This window comes from Spirosoma humi, assembly GCF_054776575.1.
On sequence record NZ_BAAHBR010000008.1, the window covers coordinates 660,513 to 684,029 of the forward strand.

Annotated in this window: 12 protein-coding genes; 6 read left to right on the forward strand and 6 right to left on the reverse strand. The window is 49.8% G+C overall.

Translation table 11 applies throughout. The annotated features are described in order from the left end of the window. Nucleotides 1-96: 96 nt before the first annotated feature. Nucleotides 97-3,966, forward strand: coding sequence for a DNA-directed RNA polymerase subunit beta (rpoB, locus tag ACYU8Y_RS11480; protein WP_460937230.1), 3,870 nt, complete (start codon nt 97-99; stop codon nt 3,964-3,966). A gap of 109 nt (nt 3,967-4,075) precedes the next feature. Next, complete coding sequence (gene rpoC / locus ACYU8Y_RS11485) at nt 4,076-8,425, forward strand: DNA-directed RNA polymerase subunit beta' (protein WP_460937232.1); 4,350 nt, start codon at nt 4,076-4,078, stop codon at nt 8,423-8,425. A gap of 235 nt (nt 8,426-8,660) precedes the next feature. Here rpoC and ACYU8Y_RS11490 read toward each other — a convergent pair whose 3' ends face one another. The 6 genes from ACYU8Y_RS11490 to ACYU8Y_RS11515 all read right to left on the reverse strand — a co-directional run bounded on the left by ACYU8Y_RS11490 (nt 8,661) and on the right by ACYU8Y_RS11515 (nt 17,961). Then, on the reverse strand, nt 8,661-11,489 hold the full coding sequence (locus ACYU8Y_RS11490; RefSeq protein WP_460937234.1) for a TonB-dependent receptor domain-containing protein: 2,829 nt from the start codon (nt 11,487-11,489) through the stop codon (nt 8,661-8,663). A 210-nt stretch (nt 11,490-11,699) separates the two neighbouring features. Further along, nucleotides 11,700-14,267: a TonB-dependent receptor gene (locus ACYU8Y_RS11495; RefSeq protein ID WP_460937235.1), complete on the reverse strand. Its 2,568-nt coding sequence runs from the start codon at nt 14,265-14,267 to the stop codon at nt 11,700-11,702. A 506-nt stretch (nt 14,268-14,773) separates the two neighbouring features. Then, on the reverse strand, nt 14,774-15,475 hold the full coding sequence (locus ACYU8Y_RS11500; RefSeq protein ID WP_460937236.1) for a hypothetical protein: 702 nt from the start codon (nt 15,473-15,475) through the stop codon (nt 14,774-14,776). A gap of 128 nt (nt 15,476-15,603) precedes the next feature. Further along, the gene (locus tag ACYU8Y_RS11505) at nt 15,604-16,698 is read right to left on the reverse strand and encodes a hypothetical protein (protein WP_460937238.1); all 1,095 of its coding nucleotides are present in this window, start codon (nt 16,696-16,698) and stop codon (nt 15,604-15,606) included. A 2-nt stretch (nt 16,699-16,700) separates the two neighbouring features. Next, on the reverse strand, nt 16,701-17,432 hold the full coding sequence (locus ACYU8Y_RS11510) for a hypothetical protein (RefSeq protein WP_460937240.1): 732 nt from the start codon (nt 17,430-17,432) through the stop codon (nt 16,701-16,703). Continuing rightward, nucleotides 17,404-17,961, reverse strand: coding sequence for an RNA polymerase sigma factor (locus tag ACYU8Y_RS11515; RefSeq protein WP_460937242.1), 558 nt, complete (start codon nt 17,959-17,961; stop codon nt 17,404-17,406). Before ACYU8Y_RS11515 ends, ACYU8Y_RS11510 begins: the two co-directional genes overlap by 29 nt. A gap of 216 nt (nt 17,962-18,177) precedes the next feature. Here ACYU8Y_RS11515 and ACYU8Y_RS11520 point away from each other — a divergent pair, with 216 nt between their 5' ends. From ACYU8Y_RS11520 to ACYU8Y_RS11535, 4 genes are all read left to right on the forward strand, one after another. Then, nucleotides 18,178-19,770, forward strand: a complete 1,593-nt coding sequence (locus ACYU8Y_RS11520; protein ID WP_460937245.1) for an amidase — start codon at nt 18,178-18,180, stop codon at nt 19,768-19,770. Between the two features lie 157 nt (nt 19,771-19,927). Further along, a complete protein-coding gene (locus ACYU8Y_RS11525) occupies nt 19,928-22,141 on the forward strand; it encodes a penicillin acylase family protein (RefSeq protein ID WP_460937247.1) in 2,214 nt (737 codons plus the stop codon). Nucleotides 22,142-22,259: 118 nt separating this feature from the next. Then, nucleotides 22,260-22,505 carry a DUF7660 family protein gene (locus ACYU8Y_RS11530; protein ID WP_460937249.1) on the forward strand — a complete coding sequence of 82 codons (246 nt, stop codon included), beginning with the start codon at nt 22,260-22,262 and terminating at the stop codon, nt 22,503-22,505. Between the two features lie 317 nt (nt 22,506-22,822). Next, the gene (locus ACYU8Y_RS11535) at nt 22,823-23,428 is read left to right on the forward strand and encodes a hypothetical protein (protein ID WP_460937251.1); all 606 of its coding nucleotides are present in this window, start codon (nt 22,823-22,825) and stop codon (nt 23,426-23,428) included. Nucleotides 23,429-23,517 lie beyond the last annotated feature (89 nt).

Genomic DNA, 23,517 nt, shown 5'->3' on the forward strand with positions numbered 1-23,517 from the left:
GCCCGGAGCCTGAATAGCCGCTTAGTTCGAGTGCCGTCGCAAATCTTCGCAACGCACTCATTGAGAATCGGTTACGCAACTAAACGAAGCACAATCTTGGCGACAAACGCGAAAATCAGTACGCGCAAAAATTTTGCGACGATTCAGCCAGTGATTGGGTATCCAGACTTTTTGGATATTCAAGTAAAATCTTTCAAAGATTTTTTCCAGCTTGATACGCCCTCCAACCAACGGTCGGAAGAAGGGTTGTTCAAAGTTTTTCAGGAAAATTTCCCTATTTCAGACTCCCGCGAGAATTTTAAGCTGGAGTTCATCGACTACTTGGTCGACCCCCCTAAATACTCGGTCGACGAGTCTATTGATCGGGGTCTGACATATTCGGTGCCTTTGAAAGCCAAACTCCGCTTAACGAACAACGATCCCGACAACGAGGATTTTGAGACGATTGAGCAGGAGGTTTTCTTGGGGAACATTCCGTACATGACCGAGAAAGGCTCGTTTGTCATAAACGGAGCCGAGCGGGTGATTGTTTCTCAATTGCACCGTTCACCGGGTGTGTTTTTCTCGATGAGCAAGCACACAAACGGTACAAAACTTTATTCAGCTCGGATTATTCCGTTCAAAGGATCCTGGATCGAGTTTTCGACCGATGTCAATAATGTCATGTATGCGTACATTGATCGCAAGAAGAAATTCCCGGTTACGACGCTGTTACGGGCTATTGGCTTTGGCTCAGATAAAGATATTCTGGACTTGTTCGGTTTATCGGAAGAAGTACCGGCAACGCCAGCCAACCTGAAGAAGGCCATTGGTCGTCGGTTAGCTGCTCGGGTACTGCGCACGTGGACGGAAGATTTCGTGGACGAGGATACGGGCGAAGTAGTGTCAATCAGCCGGAACGAGGTGCTCTTGGAGCGCGACTCAGCCATCTCGGCAGATGATATTGATGTCATTACGGAATCGGGTCAGAAATCAGTCATCCTGCATAAGGAGGACATGAACATGGCCGATTACAATATTATTTATAATACGCTGCAGAAAGACAGCTCAAACTCGGAGAAAGAGGCTGTTGAGCAAATCTATCGGCAGCTCCGGAACGCTGATGCACCTGACGAGCAAACCGCTCGGGAGATCATCCAGAGCTTGTTTTTCTCGGATAAGCGGTATGACCTTGGTGATGTAGGCCGTTACCGGATCAATAAAAAGCTTGGTCTTGACATTTCGTCGGACATGAAAGTACTGACCACAGAAGACATTGTGTCGATCGTGAAGTACCTGATTGGTCTGATTAACTCGAAAGCCGTTGTCGATGACATTGACCACCTGAGCAACCGACGTGTTCGGACAGTAGGTGAGCAGTTATATGCACAGTTTGGTGTTGGTCTGGCGCGTATGGCCCGGACGATTAAAGAACGGATGAACGTGCGGGATAATGAGGACTTCAAACCTGTTGACCTCATCAATGCCCGGACACTGTCGTCAGTTATCAACTCGTTCTTCGGGACCAACCAGCTGTCGCAGTTTATGGACCAGACCAACCCATTGGCTGAAGTAACGCATAAGCGTCGGATGTCAGCACTGGGACCCGGTGGTCTATCGCGTGAACGGGCTGGTTTCGAGGTTCGTGACGTACACTACACGCACTACGGTCGTCTGTGTACCATCGAAACCCCGGAAGGTCCAAACATCGGATTGATTTCATCACTGTGTGTCTATGCTAAAATCAATAGCATGGGCTTCATCGAAACGCCTTACCGGATCATTGAAAACGGTAAAGTATCGATGGAAAAACCTGTGATGTATCTGACAGCTGAAGAAGAAGATACGCACTACATCGCTCAGGCGAATGCTGACATTGACAAAAAAGGGAATTTCATGGTTGATCGCCTGAAGGCCCGTTTTGAAGGTGACTTCCCAATTGCCGAGCCACAGAATGTAACCTTCATGGATATTGCTCCGAACCAGATTGTATCGGTGGCCGCTTCCATGATTCCGTTCTTAGAACACGACGATGCTAACCGTGCCCTGATGGGTTCGAACATGCAGCGTCAGGCAGTACCGCTTCTCCGTCCCGAAGCGCCAATTGTTGGCACGGGTCTGGAAGGTCGTGTCGCTGTTGATTCGCGGACGCTGGTTATAGCTGAAGCCGATGGGGTAATTGAATTCGTTGACGCTACGAAAATCGTTGTTCGGTACAACCTTGATGAAGATCAACTGGCTGTAACATTCGATGAAGACCGGAAGACGTACAACCTCATCAAGTTCCGTCGTACCAACCAGGATACCTGCATCAACATTCGGCCAACTGTTCTGAAAGGACAGAAAGTGAAAAAAGGTGATGTGCTTTGCGAGGGTTATGCTACGCAGGCGGGTGAACTGGCCCTGGGTCGGAATATGAAAGTTGCGTTCATGCCCTGGCAGGGATACAACTTCGAGGATGCTATCGTGATTTCGGAGCGTGTCGTACGCGAAGACATCTTTACCTCAATCCACATTGAAGAGTTCGAACTGGAGGTTCGTGATACGAAGCGGGGCGAAGAGGAGTTAACCTCTGAAATTCCGAACGTAAGCGAAGAAACGGTTCGTAACCTCGATGAGAACGGTATCGTTCGGGTGGGTACGGAAGTGAAAGAAGGTGATATCCTGATTGGTAAAATCACGCCCAAGGGGGAAAGCGATCCAACGCCAGAAGAGAAACTACTTCGGGCTATTTTCGGAGATAAAGCTGGAGATGTGAAGGATGCTTCCAAAAAAGCGCCACCATCCCTGAAAGGTGTTGTTATTGATACCAAGTTGTTTGCTCGTCCGGCCAAGGAAGACCGTGGTAAGCATAAAGATGAGGTAAAAGCACTGATGAAGAAATACGGTCGTGAGTTGAATGACTTCCGGGCTCGTATGATTGAGAAATTGGTGTTGTTGCTGGATGGTAAAACCAGCGCGGGTGCCAAACACAAGTTTGGTGATGAGATTGTGAGCAAAGGCGTGAAGTTCAACCGGAAAAATATCACGGAGAACCTCTTCCCTGATCGCAATGCCTATCGCGATGAGAGTAGCTATGCCGTACCTGAAGAAGCCAATTTGTTGGCCGATATGAACCTTGAGGGCTGGACGGAAGATGATAAACTGAACCAGATGCTTGTTACGCTCATCAAGAGCTACAACAACCGTCGCAGTGAAATTACAGGCCGGTTCAAGCGCGAGCGCTTTACACTCGAGGTTGGTGACGAACTACCTGCTGGTATCGTGAAATTAGCGAAAGTCTATATTGCCAAGAAGCGTAAGCTGAAAGTAGGGGATAAGATGGCTGGTCGTCACGGTAACAAAGGGGTTGTTGCCCGGATCGTACGCGATGAAGATATGCCGTTCCTGGAAGATGGAACCAAGGTCGACATCGTTCTGAACCCGCTGGGTGTACCATCTCGTATGAACATCGGGCAGATTTACGAAACTGTCTTGGCCTGGGCTGGTCAGAAACTGGACCGTAAGTATGCAACGCCAATTTTCGACGGCGCTACTGAACAGCAGGTTGCTGACGAGTTGGACGAAGCCGGTTTACCTTCTTTTGGTCGTACGTATCTATACAACGGTTTGACGGGTGAGCGCTTTGACCAAAAGGTAACGGTTGGTATCATCTATATGCTCAAACTAGGGCACTTAGTGGACGACAAGATGCACGCCCGTTCAATCGGACCCTACTCGCTCATTACCCAGCAACCGCTGGGTGGTAAAGCGCAGTTCGGTGGTCAGCGTTTCGGTGAGATGGAAGTGTGGGCACTGGAAGCTTTCGGTGCATCGCATATCCTGCAGGAAATCCTGACGGTAAAATCCGATGACGTAGTTGGCCGTGCGAAGGCGTATGAGGCAATCGTGAAAGGTGAAAACCTGCCGAAGCCAAATATTCCTGAATCGTTCAACGTACTCGTACACGAGTTACGTGGTCTGGCACTTGAAATTACACTTGAATAATAGGAGTTAGGAGCGAGGAGTGAGGAGTTAGGAGTAATGCATCAGCAACAACTCCTCGCTTCTCACTCCTAACTTCTCACTTCTCGTTTTAACCTATAATCTCCAACCAATGTCGTTCAAAAAGAACAAAAAGCTCAACAGCGACTTTGCCAGCGTGACGATCAGTCTGGCATCGCCGGAGTCTATTTTGGAGAGTTCCTACGGCGAGGTAACACAGCCGGAGACAATCAACTACCGGACCTACAAACCCGAAATGGGCGGCTTGTTTTGCGAGCGCATTTTCGGACCAGTGAAGGACTGGGAATGTCACTGTGGTAAATACAAGCGGATTCGCTATAAAGGCATCATCTGCGACCGTTGTGGCGTTGAAGTAACCGAAAAGAAAGTACGCCGGGAGCGTATGGGCCACATCGAACTGGTGGTGCCTGTTGCGCACATCTGGTACTTCCGGAGCTTGCCCAACAAAATTGGGTATCTGCTGGGCCTTTCAACCAAAAAACTTGATCAGGTTATTTACTACGAACGTTATGTCGTCGTACAACCCGGTGTAAAAGCTGAAGATGGTATCAACCAGCTTGACTTCCTGACCGAAGACGAGTACCTGGATATTATTGATAAACTGCCTGGTAATAACCAGCATTTGGACGATAAAGACCCTAATAAGTTCATCGCCAAGATGGGGGCTGAAGCGTTGGAGATGTTGCTATCGCGGGTAGAGTTAGACGAATTATCCTACTCACTACGTCACGCGGCTGCTACGGATACGTCGCAACAACGGAAAGCGGAAGCCTTGAAGCGGCTTAAAGTCGTTGAAGCATTCCGGGAAGCAAACGGTCGTATTGAAAACCGTCCTGAATGGATGGTGATCAAAATGGTACCGGTTATTCCACCCGAACTGCGCCCACTCGTCCCACTGGACGGCGGTCGTTTTGCTACATCCGATTTGAATGACCTGTATCGGCGGGTTATCATCCGGAATAACCGTCTGAAGCGGCTTATCGAAATTAAGGCTCCCGAAGTAATTCTCCGTAACGAAAAACGGATGTTGCAGGAAGCTGTCGATTCACTGTTCGACAACTCACGTAAGGTAAACGCCGTTCGTTCGGAAGGTAACCGTGCGCTGAAGTCATTGTCTGATATGCTGAAAGGTAAGCAGGGCCGTTTCCGGCAGAACCTGCTTGGTAAGCGTGTCGATTACTCGGGTCGTTCGGTTATCGTCGTTGGTCCTGAATTGAAACTCCACGAATGTGGTCTGCCGAAAGACATGGCCGCTGAGTTGTTCAAACCGTTTGTTATTCGCAAACTGATTGAGCGGGGTATCGTCAAAACCGTGAAGTCGGCTAAGAAAATCGTTGACCGGAAAGATCCCGTTATCTGGGACATTCTGGAAAACGTGTTGAAAGGCCACCCTGTTCTGCTGAACCGGGCTCCAACGCTTCACCGTTTGGGTATCCAGGCTTTCCAGCCAAAACTGATCGAAGGTAAAGCTATCCAGTTGCACCCACTCGTCTGTACTGCCTTCAACGCTGACTTTGACGGTGACCAAATGGCCGTTCACGTGCCACTGGGTCAGGAAGCCGTGCTCGAAGCGTCGTTGCTGATGCTGGCGTCGCATAACATCCTGAACCCTGCCAATGGTGCGCCTATTACGGTACCATCGCAGGACATGGTGTTGGGTCTGTACTATGTAACGAAAGGTCGCAAGAGCATTCCGGAATATCCAATTGCTGGTGAAGGCATGACCTTCTATGGTACCGAAGAAGTCATCATTGGTATCAACGAAGGTCGGGTGTCGAAGCACGCCAACATCAAGTGCCGGGTGAAAGTCCGGGATGAAAATGGTGAGCTGGTTTATAAGGTTATCGATACCGTTGCCGGTCGGCTATTGTTCAACCAGGCCGTTCCTGAAGAAGTAGGTTACATCAATGAGCTGCTAACGAAGAAGAAACTTCAGCAGATCATTGCCCTTATCTTTAAGATTTCGGGTGGTGCCCGGACAGCTCAGTTCCTTGACGAGATCAAAGAACTTGGTTTCCAGATGGCGTTCAAAGGTGGTCTTTCCATCGGCTTGAGCGACATCATGATTCCAGAAGCAAAACAGGGTCTTGTTGAAGAAGCGAAAGCGGAAGTACAGGCCGTTTGGGATAACTACCTGATGGGTCTGATTACGGAGAACGAACGCTACAACCAGGTTATTGATATCTGGACCCGCGTAAACTCCCGTCTGACCGAGACGCTGATGAAGCAGCTCGAAGCGGATCAGGGCGGCTTTAACTCAATTTACATGATGATGCACTCGGGAGCCCGTGGTTCTCGCGAGCAGATTCGTCAGTTGGGTGGTATGCGTGGTCTGATGGCTAAGCCTCAGAAAAACCTGCAAGGCTCGGTTGGCGAGATCATTGAAAACCCGATTTTGTCGAACTTCAAAGAAGGACTCGACGTATTGGAGTACTTTATCTCAACCCACGGTGCGCGGAAAGGTCTGGCCGATACCGCTCTGAAAACGGCCGATGCCGGTTACCTGACTCGCCGTCTGCACGACGTAGCCCAGGATGTTATCATCAGCGAAGACGATTGTGGAACCCTCCGTGGTCTGCAAGTGTCGGCGCTGAAAGATAATGAAGATATCGTTGAGCCACTGTCAGAACGTATTTTGGGCCGTACTACGGTTCACGACATTTATGATCCGCTCACAAAAGAATTGATCGTAGCTTCGGGTGAGCTGGTAACGGAAGAAGTTGCTGCCCATATCGATGAAACGAGCATTGAAACGGTTGAAATTCGTTCGGTACTGACTTGCGAATCGCGTCAGGGTGTTTGCGCCAAATGTTATGGCCGCAACCTGGCTTCGGGCCGCATGGTAGACATCGGTGAAGCGGTGGGTGTAATTGCCTCTCAGTCAATCGGTGAGCCAGGTACGCAGTTAACACTCCGTACGTTCCACGTAGGGGGTACGGCTTCGAACATTGCCGTTGATGCATCGATTAAAGCGAAATTCGATGGATTGATCGAATTCGAAGAAATGCGGACGGTTCAGTCGGAAGACAACGAAGGTAACCCACAAACAATCGTAATGGGTCGTTCGGGTGAAGTTCGGATTGTCAACCCAAGTGACCGTAGCGTCGTGCTCATCAGCAACAACGTACCGTATGGTGCATTCCTGCGGGTTAAAGATGGCGATATGGTGAAGAAGGGCGACGATATTTGCGCCTGGGATCCATACAACGCCGTCATTCTGTCTGAATTGACCGGTACGCTGAGCTTCGATGCCATCGAAGACGGTATCACGTATCGTGAGGAATTCGATGAACAGACTGGCTTCCAGGAGAAAGTGATCATCGAAAGCCGCGATAAAGCCAAGAACCCGGCTATTGTCGTACAAGGCACAACGACCCTAACGTTGCACCTGCCCGATAATGACGGTGGACCACTTCAGAAGAGCTATAACCTTCCGGTTGGATCTCGTCTGGTTGTGAAAGAAGGCCAGAAAATTAAAGCTGGTCAGCCACTGGCGAAAATTCCACGTAACGTTGGTAAAACTCGTGACATCACGGGCGGTCTGCCACGGGTAACGGAATTGTTCGAAGCCCGTAACCCGTCGAACCCAGCTGTCGTTAGCGAAATTGATGGCGTTGTTACCTACGGTGCTATCAAACGGGGTAACCGCGAAATCTTTATCGAGTCGAGAGACGGAACTAAGAAGAAGTATCTTGTCCCTCTGTCGAAGTTTATCCTGGTACAGGATAACGACTTCGTGCGGGCTGGTGCTCCGTTGTCGGATGGTGCGATTACACCAAGCGACATTCTAGCCATCAAAGGACCGACGGCTGTTCAGGAATATCTGGTGAATGAAATTCAGGAAGTTTACCGTCTGCAAGGGGTGAAAATCAATGATAAGCACATCGAAGCCATCGTGCGGCAGATGATGCAGAAAGTTGAAATCATCGATTCGGGCGACACCAACTTCCTCGAAGGCCAGGTTGTCGACAAGTGGTCTTTCCGCGAAGAAAACGATAAAGTTCTTGACGCTAAAGTGGTTATGGACGCCGGCGATTCGCCGAACGTTAAACCAGGGCAGATCATAACGAGTCGTCAGCTACGGGATGAGAACTCCGGTCTGAAACGTCGTGATATGGCTCTTGTAACCGTTCGTGACGCGATGGCCGCTGTTTCGCAGCCAACGCTGATGGGCATCACGCAGTCGTCGCTGGGTACGGATAGCTTTATCTCGGCCGCTTCCTTCCAGGAAACGACGAAAGTCTTGAGCGAAGCCTCGATCCGTGGTAAACGTGACGTGCTGGATGGCCTGAAAGAAAACGTAATCGTTGGTCACCTGATTCCGGCCGGTACAGGCCTCCGTCGCTACCAAACAGCCATTGTTGGTTCGAAAGAGGAACTGGAAACCATCACCGAATCGCGCGAACAGTACGCTCGCAGCAAAAAGAAAGCTACGGTCTAACCGTTCAGAAATAATGATTATGAAAAGCCCCGATCAGAAATGGTCGGGGCTTTTTTGTCATCAGTCATTCCGTTTATTAGCAGTATGACTCACTCCGTTTAAACCAATACTTCGGAAGAATATACGATTTCGTAGATACAGGGTTTTAAAGCTATACGCTTCACAGCGAATTGCACGCTTACGACGGAGTAACAACGCTATAATTTGGCGTGTCATTGTCAACCAGTTGCGAGGACTACCGCATTAATTCATCGAACGTAATACTCAAATAATACAGCCCACCAATTCGGGCCAAGCCATAGCCTTGTGCATAGTAGTGATTGAGGATATTCGTGCCACCTAGTCTAATGATGGATTTAAACGTTGGCACGTTATACGACACCTGTGCATCCAGGCTTGTCCAGGGGGGTAGCCAGATATCGCCTGCCGTTGTGCCCTGCTCCACCCACATTCTATCGGTCCAGCGGTACGTTATTGTGGCACCGAGCCGGTTCGTCAGGCTTGCGTTGCCAAGGGTCAGATTGTAGCGATTTTCGGGAGAGGCAAAGAAGTTACGCCCCTTTTGTGATACGTCAGGATTGCTCATTTTCCGCTTCACAATGGGCACGCCAGCATTGTCGTTGACAATATTGCCCTGTGCATCCCGTAGAGTTACGGTGCCTACCTGGTGGGCGAAATTGCCACCAATGGTAAATCCTCGTCCTAAACTATACTCCGAACCAATGCCCCAGCCATTCACGAAAATCTCATTGTGATTATTGAAATCGATTTGCAGCGTACGATAGGCATTCGTCGCAAAGTCAGTGACTTGGCCAGTCATGGGCTGATAAAAGCGCTGAGGGGTAATAACGTCGGTGTATTGGCTGTGGAAATAAAAGGCGTCTACATAATACCTATTTTGAATGAGTGTTTTATAGCCTACTTCCCAGGTCTTTACTTTCTCCACTGTGAAATTCGCCGGATTATAAGCGCGGCTACGGAGCTGGGCTTCGGTAATACGTCCGGCTGTGAAATCCTTTACGTCACTTTCTGCATAGGCTGGGCTGGTAATTCGTTTGCTTGATTCAACGGCAAGTTGTGAGCCGTCTATACCGTCCTCTCTACCAGTTGCCGGAACCGCAAACAGTTGGCCCGGTGATGGGTTTCGAAACGCTGTTTGCCACGATCCCCGAAAATTATGTGGACCAACACTAACAACCGCCGAGGCACGGGGAGTTATTACCCCTTTCAGGTACTGGTTCTTATCGTAGCGAATGGCGACAGTAGGTTTCACCGTTAATCCTGCACCTACTTTTATTTCTTTGGCGGCCTGTACATAAGCGCCATATTCGTTGATGGTGTACTCCGTGCTATCAGCTTTTAAGGCGACAACGGTGCCTCCCGTATTGATTCCATAATGCCGAAAGCTACTTCCTGCCAGCAATTCAATTGTATTGTTTAGCAGCTTTGTGAAGTTATACATGCCTTCGTAATGCCACAAGGATGAATTATCCCGAAAACGCGTTCCCTTGGCAGTCGTTGAGCCGGGAATAAAATCAGTATTGTAGGTGCTCGCGTAAGCATCCCGGACAGCATTGAACTGGACGGAGCCGGGCAGGTAACGGCCGCGGTCGGCCGTAGCGCGGGAAGCATCTAGGCCAAACTTGTTATCAATGTACACCTGGCCAAACTCCGCGGCCCACTGATTCAACGATTTCCAGCTATTGTTAATCGCGGTAGCCGTTTGACCAATAGTCCAGCCTTCAGCCTGCTGCCGGGTGGTGTAAGCTCGTAGAAAAAAGTTATCGCCCCGTAGCTCGGCTTTAAACTGATGGCGTTTGTAATCCGGAAAGTATTCGCGGAAACTGCCGGTGCTTATAAAGTTGCCGTTGCCATAATACCAGCCAACTGAGGCTTCAGTATTACCTGGCAACTTGTAATGCATTGATACGTTGGCCCGGTTATTAAACACCTTGCCGTTGTTACCGAGCATATCAAGCTCTGTGTAGCCGGTGCGGGTTACCAATTTGCCCTGCAAAAGGGCATTGGCGTAATTTTTTGGGAAGGTGTAGGCGCCACCCGCATTGATATCATCACCATAGGTGTTTACGCCGTCATACTCGAAGTTCGTATTTGGATCATTATTCGGCACGTAGCCTATGCCGGTAGCGATACCCCCCTGGCTGGGGTCGGTGGTGAAGAAATTAGTCCGCGCTCTTGTTGACCGATCGCTGTAGTCATCGGCGATAAAGTCAGTGCCGCTTATCCGCTGGAAATTTACCTTGAAGGCAAAACGTGCACCCAACTGGTTCGCGTACCGAATGGCAATATCACGGTAGCCTTTTGGCCCGAAATCGACCTTTCCGACGTTATTGACCCCTACTTTCAACTGAGCGCTGAGCCCCTGGTACGTAAAGGGATTTTTGCTGGAGGTAAGCATCAGGCCTTGTAGAGCATCCGGTCCGTATAGGGCTGAAGAAGCACCCGGAATCAATTCGATATGTTCAACATCTAAATCAGAGATACCCGCCACATTGCCAAATCCAAACCCTAAGCCCGGCGATCGGTTGTCCATGCCATCGGTTAGTTGTATAAATCGGGTATTATTATTGGCCCCGAAACCCCGCAGGTTTACCGATTTTAACGTCAGGCTCTGGGTTAGGAGGTCGACTCCGGTCACGTTCTGAAGGGCATCGAACGGACTTATTGCCGGTGAATGCTGAAATTGAAGCGTACCCAGCTTTTCGGCCGTTACGGCTGCCTTTTGAATGGCCTCCGGCACACGACTCGCCGATACTATAACGTTATCGGTCATGATTGCTTCTTTGCTGAGCTTTACGACTAGGCTACGGAAGTTACTTCCCCGAACGGCTACATTTTCCCGCTTGTAGCCAATAAATGATGCGATGATAGTAAGTGGAAAGGATTCATTGGTTTGTAAGAAAAACTGTCCATTGGCCTGGGTGACGGTACCTGTCGTGTTGCCTTGGATACTAATGGACACTCCTGCCAGGGGTTGGTTACGTTCATCGGTGACAACTCCTGCGATATTCGTTTGCGCCCATGTTTGAATCAGACTAGTCATCGAGAAAAGTACAAGTAAAAAGAAGTGTTTCATAGGTCCGTTGCGCTTGAAAGTTGGATAATAAACAGGCTAAACGTATAAAAGCTGTTTACGCTAAATGAAATTAGCGTAAACAGCTTTTATACGGCCAATAACTTACAATCTGGTCCTGATGCTATAGGAGGTTACCCGCCTTTGACCCCGCGGGAACGTCAGTCGTTCGTCATACGATTAGAACGTGTAGCGTAGCGTAACACCGTACGTTCGGGGATCGCCTACAATGCCGGCATAATGGCCTGCGCTTCCGGGAGCCGCCAGCAATTGCTCGTAATAGTTTGTGTTAAGAAGGTTTCTGGCCCAGACGAAAATAGAAATGCCCGTAGAAGCCCTGAAGCCAAGTCGGCTGTTTACCAGCGAGTAACCATCAATATTCAGATATTGAGACGGCGATGGGCTCGACGAGAACGACGAGCGATAGAAGGCATCCAGACCGAAAAAGTAGTTTCCTTTCAAGCTGATGAGACTGCCTCTTGCAGTTACTTCGCCACCTACGGAACCAGACCATTTCGAGATGCCGGGTAACATGCCCCCCGAGATATCTTTAAAGGCTTGTTCGCCACCGGTTTCTTCGAGCGGCACTGGCGCGTTTTTAAACGATACATACTTGCCGTCTGTATAGGCAACGGCTGCATTCAGGGTTAACCGATTGGCGACCCGCACATTTCCGTCTACCTCAACACCCATTACCCGCACCTTCTCCGCATTAGCCAGATAACCTCGGTTCACACCTGGCTCGGGTGTTTGTACCTGTGTCTGGAAGTCTTTGATCTCAGTATTATAAACGATCAAATTCAGCGTAGAGCTAGGCGATGGTTTTGTTTTCAGGCCGAATTCGAGGTGATTTACGTGTTCGGGCTTTACTCTGGCCAGGTCAAGTAATGTCTGCCCATTGGCCGTTGGCAATCCGCCAATATTAATCCCGACGGGTTTGTAGCTGATTGCATAGGTTCCAAAGGCATTGATGGCCTTTCCGGCTCGGTATTGCAGCGTAACCTGCCCCGAAAAATTACCCTCCGATACGTCTGTATCGAATGCCTGATTTGTATAAACGGCGTTCTTCAACGCCAGCAGAGCCGGATCGGTCGTTTGCAGGCCACCATAGGTTTCTCGTTTGTAGTTGGCTACCTTCTTGTCGTAGTTGTACCGGATGCCGGGTAAAACGTGAATTCTATCGGTTACAGCCCAGTCAAGTTGCCCAAAGGCCGCTAAACCCGTACTCTGGATTCTATTGGTCGTGCGAATGCCAAAGTTATCGAACAAGCCTGGTGTTTTCCAGAGAGGACTGGTAGAGCTTTGCGCAAAGCGCCATTGAGCCGAACCTGCTTCTTCGGTCTGGACGGGGTCAGATTTTAAATCCTGCCACAGACCAAATAAGCCAACAACACCGCTTAATCGGGATGAAATTTTTCCTGAATACCTAAGCTCCTGCGACCACTGATCATGAACCGAGTTACCCGACGAAATTGTGAAAACGGGCAGACCAATGTAGTCACGGTCATTCAGCGGGGTCCACTGCCAGTGACGCCAGGCCGTGGTTGAGGTTAGTGTACCATTGCCTAGTTTAATATCGGCATTCAACGACACTCCACCAAGGTTATTATCTGCCTTTGAGGGCGTATCGAGGTCAACGATCCGCTCAAACGCGCTTGAATAAGGTAGTTTGTAATTTAAATCGGCAATGATGGCATTGAATTGGCGATAGGCTGCTCGTTTGGTAGGAACAACGCCCGCTACCGGCCAACCGTATCCATTCGGTTTCTGCTCAGAAACATCGCCAATCAGGGTAATTCTTACATTGTCGTTTGGTGTGTAAAGCAGTTGCGCCCGTACTCCGATGTTATTAATGTCGTTGATTGGCAACTGGGTATGTACATTGTAAAAGGTCCCGTTCCGTTGTGTACCGGTAAACGATACCCGTGCGGCAAGCTTTTTACTCAGCGGACCCGTCAGTGATCCCTTGGCCTGAATATAGCCGTAATTGCCATAGCTAAGCTCGAAACTTCCACTTGGGGTGAAGCCGGCCGGCCGCGTTGTAATATTAAACGCTCCGGCGGTTGTGTTTTTACCATACAACGTCCCCTGAGGTCCTCTCAACACTTCCACCTGTTCAATGTCGATGAAATCGAGTGCTGTAGCCGCCGGACGGGCGTAGTAAACGCCATCTACATAAAACCCGACACCCGGATCAATTCCATCATTCGTTAATCCGTATGTGGAGCCTAAGCCACGAATATTAAGTGTTGTATTTCGGGCATTGGACGCATACAACTGAACGGTAGGTACCATTTCTTTCAGTCGGTTCACGTTGAAAGCGCCCGCATCTTCGGCCCGGTTACCACTGACAACGGAGATCGGGATGGGAACGTCCTGGGCTGACTCTTGCCGACGCCGGGACGTAATGACTACATCGGCTAGTTGATTGGCTCCCTCGTCAAGCTGAATCTCTACGTTGTTGTCGCTGATACTAATTTCTTTGGTCTGATAACCCACAAACGAAACGACAACAACGAACGGAAGTTTCTGACCAGTGAGCAGATTGAACTGGCCATTAATGTCGGTTACGCTACCATTTGTCGTGCCTTTAATGGTTACAGTAGCACCAATCAGGAACTCTTTCGTGTTAGCGTCGACTACTTTTCCGGATACTGTCGAATTGATGACGGGTGGATTTTGAGCTAATACAAACAGGGGTAGAAGAAGTACGCCTAGAAAAAAAGTTGACGTTAAAAATTGTTTCATACTAAGGACAGTCGTGGTCATTGTGTTTAATGGTAGCTAGGTAGCGCATCACGAAGTAAGGCTTTGTCTTAGTCTATTCGAGTGGCGTCGCAATACCGTATTTATGTTTTACATTCTCCCTATTCTCCCGGTTGTAGATAGACTATTAGTACTTATAGTCTATTGAATTAATAGGTTATGCAAAACAGTGAGTTATTAACGGGACTTCCAAATATTAATTTGCCATTAAGCCAACTTCAGTTGATATTCTTACTTAAGTGATAAACTATGTAGCAATAAGATAAAATGGGGTACGCGTTATCTATAAGAGTGGTAAGTAGTCATACTCGAGTAGCGTGATATACTACAGGTAGAGGGTAGGTAAGTCATTGATAGATAATAGGTTTGGTGTTTTGTTGCCTGCTTATTGGCTGTTCAGTAAACACGTTTAGAAGGCCGGTCATAAAAAAACCGTTTGGATACATATGTATCCAAACGGCCTCAGTGATGACAGTAACAACGAACGGTTAAGCAGCCCGGCTACTTTGCGGACGGCGTAATACCGACGATCGTATTGGTTGTGCCGTGTTGCGCGACTCTTCAATAACCTGCTCCGATACCATGCCCAGATGGTTGGCACGTTTCAGGACGTAATCGAAAGGTAAGTTGAAATAATTGGCCACCTCGCTGCGGAAGCTGTCGGGGAAACGCGACAAACGAAGGCCGAAGAATTTACGCACTTCTGACTCGGGCAACATAGCGGCCAGTGCAACACGTTCGGCTTCGGCCAATAAGTCTTTACGAACGGGATAAAGGTATTCGAGCCCGATAGAAGCGGCCAGAATATTCAGAAACAGATTTTTGTACATAGCCGACAACTCCGCCGGTAAAATAATCCAACCCTGCTCCCGAAACTTGGCAGAGAAGCCGGTCAGACCTCTCTCCCCACGAATCTCACCCGCAATGAGTTCTGATGGAAAGCGCAGGCGGCTGGTTTCGCCCTCCAGGTCAGCTTTCTGGAGCCGGAAAACGATGGCTTCGATTGGGCTTTTGGTAAACAACAGATCCGCGGGCATGGCGCGCGTATTCTCCCACTGGTCCGTCATCCGCATAAACAGACTTTCGTTGACGGGTAAGTTTTCTGAATTACCAAGACTGATCAGCATTTGACGGAAAGCCGCCAGAAAATCAATTTGGAGTTGACTCGGATTTGAGCGTCCTTTTTTCATGCAGATTGAGTTGCCGGGCCATGATTTTTACGCCAGAACCCGGCTCATTAGTATGGTTGTTTGTTGTAAATTGGGGAAGTAAATGTACGTAATAACCCGCTGACAACAAAGGACTAACGCAAACAAAATCAGAACCCGGCAACCAGCCGCAAGCCGGGATATACTTTCTTGAAAAAGCCACTCATGTAAATCTCAGGCTGCACTTTAAGCAGGCCATTTGTATACACTGTGCCGCCCAAACGGATGGTGTTTGCCTCGAAGTAAGGCCCCCTGTGCCGGACCGGTATGCCCACATAAAACGAAGCCACTTCCCGCCCGAACGTTGTGGATTGACTGTTCTTTTTTCGGCTGTGTATGGTGATACCTGCGCTCAGGAAATCATTTCGAACGGCTTGAAAACTACCATCGGTAGTTGATTGAGTGAAAAAGAAAGTAGACGTGTAGCCGATGCCATACCCCAGTCGCTGAAATCGGTTGGGTATCAAGCTGACGAATAAATTGAACGAGGGTACCCATTGGTTACGAATCAGCCCCACGCCTATGCTAGGCTGTATGTTGAGGAACGGACTGCCGATCAGCCCCGGCTGCACTAGTTTACTTTTCCCGTCTTCTCCCTGGATCAGGGTGTAAGCCAGTCTGGGGCTGGTCAGGTTATGACCTTTGTACTGTTGTACGGCTTCGAGGGCTTTTTGCAGCTTTTGATTGACACCGCCCGCACGAAGCAAGCGCTCAATATCATGTAGGCTGTTGACCAATAGATAGACACTGAAATCAGTGAGCGTGGTCTGTGCCGCTGATGACGTCCAGACGATCTGGAGCGTATCCTGTTGAGTCTTTACTTCAACGGGCTTGTCGTCGTCCCGAAACCGGAAGTTCATTGTTTGCTGGGGCGTATAGCGAAGCGCCAGGGCGCGATCTGTTTCGCCGAGCCGAAACAGCGCATGGGTGGCTTGGGTAGGATTTTGGCTCGTGTCTTCTACCGTCAGGTAGTTCGCCACAAAAAGGCGTAATGCCGAGTCGATGTTTTTGTGGGCCTGCACTTGTACATACCTGTTGAACCCAACGATCAATGTGTTGCGCTGACCTAAATCAATTTCAATGTGACTAAAGCCCGCAAACGTCTGTTTGGCGCTCAACTCGGTTAGGCGGGGAGTGGATGACTGAGACATAGCGATCCCGACTATGCTCAATAGGAGCACAGTAATCAGACAAAATAGACGCATGGTTATTGGTTTGGTTTATTCGTTAAAGACATGATCAAGGCCGGACGGCTTGCTTCTGGCCGGGGTTCTTCGTCCTGCCCGCTGCTCAACCGAACAAAACGGTCGGGGCAGTAGAGTTTTGGCCGGGTTTCTTCTTCAGCCCGAAGCTCGTTTTCGTGAACGACCTGAAACCGTCGTTTGGGTCTGGTTTCGGCTAGTTTCTGTTTGGGTAAAGCCGGAAGTTTGTCAACAACGGCGGGCGTTTCGGTCAAGGTTGATACGTCGTCGGGCGTCGACGAGGGTGAGGCTGCTGAAGTCGATACAGGCGGTGTTACGCGAACGTCTGATCTTACTGGCTGAGGGTGCTGCGTATGCAGAGCAATGTGCGAACGCGCTGCGGCTGAGAACGCATCTTTCGACGTGTCGGCTTCATTCGCACGCGTTGAGCCGAAAGGTCGTTGGCGCGCTACGCGAGTTTCAGGCTTCTTTCTGTGGACAACGGCAACGGTGGATTCCGGGGCTGATTGATGGGATAACCAGCCCCAGCCAACCATCAGCGCTCCAATACAAGCTGCCGCCATCCACCACACTAACCTGGTTGGCGAGCGGGGCGCAGAAACAGATTGAAGTTCAGGGCGCAGTTTTGCCCATAACTCATCCTTATCAAAAGACGAGTCCGGCGGGGGAGCGTCGGGCAACTGGCTGAGGGTCTGCCGCACCCACTGGTCAGGAGATTCGTCGGTTTTCTGCTTCATAGCCATGTTTGGTTAACCAGGTCTGTAACAGCGCACGGGCTTTGCTCAATTGTGATTTCGAGGTGTTTTCGGAGATGCGCAACTGGTCGGCAATCTCGCGGTGGGTATAGCCTTCAATGGCATAGAGGTTGAACACGGTGCGGTATCCCGTTGGTAGCTCCCGGATGAGGGCATAGATCCGTTCGGCGTCCAGTCCCGCATCGGGCAACGGGTCGGGGTCGGGCTGGTGTTCCGTTTCTTCGTCGGCCCGGAAAAGTGGCAATCGTCGGTTGGCGCGCAGAAATTGCAGCGCTTCGTTGACGACAATGCGCCGGAGCCAGGCCTCCAGCCCGCTGTCGTCGCGGTAGGAGAAATCACCGATACCCCGGAAGGCCTTGAGAAATCCATTCATCAGCACTTCTTCGGCTTCGGGCTCATGCCGCACGTAGCGCAGACTGACCCGAAACAACCGGTTCGCAAACTGATCGAACAGCCGTTTCTGGGCAAAGGCATTACCTTGCTGGCATTGTTCGACGAGCTGCTTTGACATAATTTCGATTTGTTTCAGTGACAGAAATGCCGGGTTTGGCAAAAGGGTTGCCCGGGGGTGAAAAAATAGATTAATCGACAGCTTGGATGGCTATACACTATTATTCCGCTGGTTGTGGTATTACCAATATAATTAATGCTTACTTGTCTGTGTGTATGCTTATTCCTATCAGGAAATACTAATTTTGCCATATAAGTACACTTCCTCATAACTACTATGCCATCACGTATTCGTTTTACGTTGAGCTTGTCTGTCTCGATTTTTGTATGGTTACTCCAGTCGGGCTGGTTATTCCCGGTACAGGCTCAGCCAAAAGCAAAAACGGGGCCTGCGTCAAAATTTGAGTTAGTTGAAACGACGATAAGCAACATTCATAAGGCATTCCGAAATGGTTCACTGACGAGTGAGCAGCTGGTGAAAGCATATTTGGAGCGTATTCAAACCTATGACCAGCCAACGAAACTTAACTCGATTATTCTGGTAAACCCGGAAGCCATCGCTACGGCCCGTGCTCTGGATGCTGAATTTAAGAAAACCGGTAAGCTGCGACCCTTACACGGCATTCCGGTTGTTGTGAAAGACAATTTTAATACAAAAGGCCTGCAAACAACGGGCGGCTCGATTGCGTTGAAAGGGTTTGTGCCAACCGAAGATGCCGATCAGGTTCGGGAGTTGCGGGAAGCGGGCGCAATCGTGCTGGCTAAAGCAAACATGGCCGAATGGGCGTTCACACCTATGCATTCGCAGAGTTCGATGGCAGGCGAAACCCTTAACCCTTACAACCTAGCGTATGTCCCCGCCGGATCGAGCGGGGGAACGGCCGCTGCGGTAGCCGCTAATTTAGGCGCGGTGGGTCTGGGATCGGATACGGGCAATTCCATTCGGGGGCCGTCGTCGCACAATGCGCTGGTTGGCTTTCGGATGTCGCTGGGGCTGGTGAGCCGGTACGGTATTATTCCGCTCTATACCCGGAATGACGTGGGTGGACCGATGTGCCGGACGGTAGAAGATGCGGTGCGGCTGCTGGAGGTGACGGCGGGGTATGACCCCAAAGATCCGATTACCAAAAATAGTCAGGGGAAAGTGCCCAAAAACTACATGCAGTTTTTACGAAAAGATGGCTTGAAAGGCGCACGGATCGGTGTCATGCGTCAGCTTGTCGATAAGAATATTCACCCGGAAATCAAACAACTCTTCGATAAGGCGCTGGCCGATATGACGCGTGCCGGTGCTCAAATCGTAGACGTGACAATTTCCCATTTTGATTCTTTACGCGCCAACCAGTGGTGCTCGGAATTTAAAGCCGATGTAGAAACGTACCTTCGTACGTTTGTGAAGCGGGATACGCTGAAAACGCTGGACGATATTATTCGCGTTGGCGGCTATTCGGACCTTGTTCGGGATCGGCTGGTGAATCAGAATACGCATTCTGGTCGGGCCAATCATCCGGAAATTTCCTGTGGTGATGCGTTTACCGACCCGCTTCGAATTGCTTACCGGAATGCCATTGAAGCCGAAATGAACCGGCTCAACGTCGATGCGCTGGTTTACCCAAGCTGGAACTACCCGCCCGCGCTGGTTGGCGATGCCAAAGGATACAAAGGTGACAACAGCCAATTGATTGCTCCCAGTACGGGCCAGCCTGCGTTTACGGTTCCCATGGGCTACACCACCGGCGATCTGCCCGCCGGGATTCAGTTTCTGGGCCGGATATTCGACGAACCAACACTTATTCGGTTAGTGTACGGCTATGAGCAGGAAACCCACCATCGGGCAGCCCCCAAACGGTTCGTTGCCCTTGGCCAGTAGAACTGATTCGTGAACATTGTGCCGGTTTCATTTTTGCCATGCTGACGCAGGAGGCATCCTGAAGGTTAAGCATTAAGATGCTCTCTGCGTCAGCATGGCAAAAACACAAATTTAAAAAGAAGTACGCCCCCAATCTCAGACCTTATATTACCAACTTATGCGTCGTTCTGTAGTACAGCCAATTGGCTTTATGCTGAGTTTACTTGTCCTGTTGATTTGTCCCCTACTACAAGCCCAATCGGTCACGAAAGCCGACATCGCCAGGTGGCAGCAGCAGGCCAGGCAGGTAACGATCACACGAGATACCTGGGGTGTTCCCCACATTTACGGCAAAACCGATGCTGATGTTATTTTCGGGCTCCTGTTCACCCAATGTGAAGATGATTTCGAGCGGGTGGAAGAAAACTACATTACGTCAATTGGCCGATTGGCGGAAGTGGAAGGCGAGTCGGCGTTGTACCAGGATTTACGGGCGCGCCTGTTTCTGGACTCGACGCAGGCCATTGCCATCTACAGGAAAAGTCCGCTCTGGATGAAGAAACTGCTTGACGCCTTTGCCGATGGCACCAATTATTACCTCTACACGCATCCGGACGTAAAACCAAAATTGCTCAAACGCTTTCAACCCTGGATGCCGCTTATGTTCAGCGAAGGCAGTATTGGCGGCAACATTAGTGTTGTCTCGACGGAACGGCTGAAAGCGTTTTACGAACAGCGAAAGTCAACTTCCTGGATCAATCAGAGCGATCACTACGAACGTGAATCTGTCGGGTCGAATGGGTTTGCGATTGCGCCTGCCAAAAGTGCCACGAAGAATGCGCTGCTGCTGATCAACCCGCACACATCGTTTTACTTCCGGTCGGAGGTGCACATGGTTAGTCAGGCGGGGTTGAATGCCTACGGAGCCGTTACGTGGGGGCAGTTTTTCATCTATCAGGGCTTCAATGAAAACTGTGGCTGGATGCATACAACCAGTTACGCCGATTCGATGGACGAGTATCTGGAAACGATCGAGAAAAAAGGGAATACCCTGTATTACAAACACGGTAGTGAATTGAAGCCGGTGCGTACCCAGAACGTCAGGATTCCCTACAAGACGGCGTCGGGCATGCAGTACAAGGAATTCACCATGTACTTTACGCAGCACGGTCCCATAGCGGGGGAAAAAGATGGGAAATGGATTGCCATCGACATGATGAATACACCGTTGAACGCGCTGTCGCAATCGTATCTACGCACCAAAGCAACAGGCTACGATAGCTTCAAACAGGTGATGAAGCTCAACGGCAATGCCTCTAACAACACCATTTTTGCCGATAAGAACGGGACCATTGCGTACTGGCATGGCAACTTTATGCCCAAACGCGACCCGAAGTTCGATTGGGAGCAACCCGTTGATGGGAGCAACCCCGAAACCGACTGGAAAGGATTACACCCGGTCGATGAGATTGTGCAGGTGCGTAACCCGGCTACTGGCTGGATTCAGAACTGCAATGCAACGCCCTTCACTGTGTCGGGGAGCAGCAGCCCCGATAAGGGCAAATACCCGACGTACATGGCTCCCGATGCGCAGAACTACCGGGGCATCAATGCCGCCCGGGTACTGAGCCAGAAGAGGATGTTCACGCTCGACACGCTGATCGCGGCCGCCAACGACCCACATCTTGCCGCTTTCGATGAGTTGCTTCCGGCTTTGTTGACCGCCTATCAGACGGTTTCCGGCGATACCAGAAACCAGACTAAAGACCTGACCGAAGCCATTCAGGTGCTGAAAGCGTGGGACAAAGCCTATGGAGCCACGTCGATTGGCCAGACGCTGGCTATTTACTGGGGTGAACGAATCCAGCGCCTGGCTCGTAGCCGTGCCGCTGGCGACCAGCGATTCGACAACCTGAGTCTAACGGCCTTCACCCTCAGCAGCACCACACCGCAGGAAAAAGTAACGGCTTTGTCGGAAGTGCTGACCGAGCTAACCCGCGACTTCGGCACCTGGAAAACGCCCTGGGGCGACATCAATCGGTACCAGCGCCTGACCGGCAAGATTCAGGAAACCTACGACGATCAGAAGCCCAGCCTCCCGGTGGCCTTCACGTCCTCGGCCTGGGGATCACTGGCCGCTTTTGCCGCAAAGACGTATCCCGGCACCAAAAAACGATACGGGAGTGTGGGAAACAGCTTTGTCGCTGTCGTTGAGTTTGGCAAGCGCGTAAAAGCCCGTTCGGTGGTTACGGGTGGACAGAGCAGCAAACCCGGCACGAAGCACTTCACCGACCAGGCCCCGCTCTACACGGTGGGCAAGTTCAAAGACGTGCTGTTTTACCCCGAAGACGTGAAGCAGCACGTGGAGCGAACGTACCATCCGGGGGAGTAGTGAGTTAATTACAACGTGGTTGCTTCGTGCGACAACGCGAACGCCACATTTGGATAGCCTAAAAGTGGTTAAGGCGCCTTCCTAGCGACAGGCGTACATTGGTGACAAATGAAGAAGTATGCTGAATTCCGAGATTACAGACAGACATTCTTTCGCAGAGTTTTTGCAACTCTTAGTCCAAGATTTACAGGCAAACCCTGAGTCTTGGAAGAATGTGAACTTAGCAGATTTTTTAGAAGCAATGAGCCGCTATACTGAAGACATTCAAGGTTACTACGACAATTTACAGTTAGGCTTGAATGCGGATGTGCCAAGTTGGCGTCTGTTTGGTGATATTTTGAAAGGGGCAACTATGTACGAGTAGGGCAAGTCTCCGGTGACAGGCCGCTCGCCCCGAAGGAAAGTTTACAGCCCAACCAAACATGGGTGTGAAGGGCGGAGCAACATAGTGAAATGAGCTGACTCGTTCACCATCAGCCCCTATAGTCGTTGGGTGATGAGCAAGAAGTAGTAGCGTGTTTGCGGGTTTCGGTCGACAAGCTGCGCGTCTCAAATAGGTATGCTTTGAGTCTCCATTTCTGGGTTGCTTAGGACAGCACGAACGCCCCAACAAAGCGGACTCTGACTCGTTAGGCGGGTTATGCTTGACAAGGAAAACGCCCGAAAAAGTCAAACAATACTATGACAGAATTACAACTTCCTGTGACTATTCGCACTGCACGACTTGACGAGATACCAAAGAATGCAGATATCATAAAAAGAATAGAATTAAGAAAGACAGCCAGAATCATAGAAGGGTACACCATTCAACTTAACCCGACTAACGAATTGCCATATACCTTTTATAGTGAGATCAACATTGACAATTCTAGATTATGGCTGTTGTTCAAAAGCTTATTATTGACTTTCCCAGAGGAAATTAGTTTCATCTTTGGGCATATTGATAACGAGCCGACATATAGTGAGTACCAAGATAAATTTGTCATACTTAACAAGATTGATGGTTTCGAAACGGAGCTAACTCAGGATGGCTACTTAGAGTTCGGTATTATATTTCACAGTAAAGAGATTCTGCTGGAGGTATTCATTAAAAAAGCAAAGTATGTCCAGTTCTGGGGCGTTGATAAGGAAGTATTCTTGAATATTATGCAGGGGTATTCACTGCTAGAAATAAATAATTTAAATTTCATAGATGAATACCCTATGGTTATAGAGCCATTACGACTGCATAACCCAAACACGAAAGACACAGCTGACTTGCTTCACTACTTTGAAGCGAATATTTAGTTAGGTCTTGCGAGACAGGACGAACGTCCCGAAGGCGGGTTTGCAGCCCAACCAAATGAGGGTGTAAAGGTTGCAAGTTCTTGTTGTTC

Bases quoted from the DNA above. Each gene is read 5' to 3' on its own strand.
- ACYU8Y_RS11490 (WP_460937234.1), bottom strand. From the start codon at position 11,489: ATGACTAGTCTGATTCAAACATGGGCGCAAACGAATATCGCAGGAGTT.
- ACYU8Y_RS11500 (WP_460937236.1), bottom strand. From the start codon at position 15,475: ATGAAAAAAGGACGCTCAAATCCGAGTCAACTCCAAATTGATTTTCTG.
- ACYU8Y_RS11515 (WP_460937242.1), bottom strand. From the start codon at position 17,961: ATGTCAAAGCAGCTCGTCGAACAATGCCAGCAAGGTAATGCCTTTGCC.
- ACYU8Y_RS11525 (WP_460937247.1), top strand. From the start codon at position 19,928: ATGCGTCGTTCTGTAGTACAGCCAATTGGCTTTATGCTGAGTTTACTT.
- ACYU8Y_RS11520 (WP_460937245.1), top strand. From the start codon at position 18,178: ATGCCATCACGTATTCGTTTTACGTTGAGCTTGTCTGTCTCGATTTTT.
- ACYU8Y_RS11530 (WP_460937249.1), top strand. From the start codon at position 22,260: ATGCTGAATTCCGAGATTACAGACAGACATTCTTTCGCAGAGTTTTTG.
- ACYU8Y_RS11505 (WP_460937238.1), bottom strand. From the start codon at position 16,698: ATGCGTCTATTTTGTCTGATTACTGTGCTCCTATTGAGCATAGTCGGG.
- ACYU8Y_RS11535 (WP_460937251.1), top strand. From the start codon at position 22,823: ATGACAGAATTACAACTTCCTGTGACTATTCGCACTGCACGACTTGAC.
- rpoC (WP_460937232.1), top strand. From the start codon at position 4,076: ATGTCGTTCAAAAAGAACAAAAAGCTCAACAGCGACTTTGCCAGCGTG.
- ACYU8Y_RS11495 (WP_460937235.1), bottom strand. From the start codon at position 14,267: ATGAAACAATTTTTAACGTCAACTTTTTTTCTAGGCGTACTTCTTCTA.
- ACYU8Y_RS11510 (WP_460937240.1), bottom strand. From the start codon at position 17,432: ATGAAGCAGAAAACCGACGAATCTCCTGACCAGTGGGTGCGGCAGACC.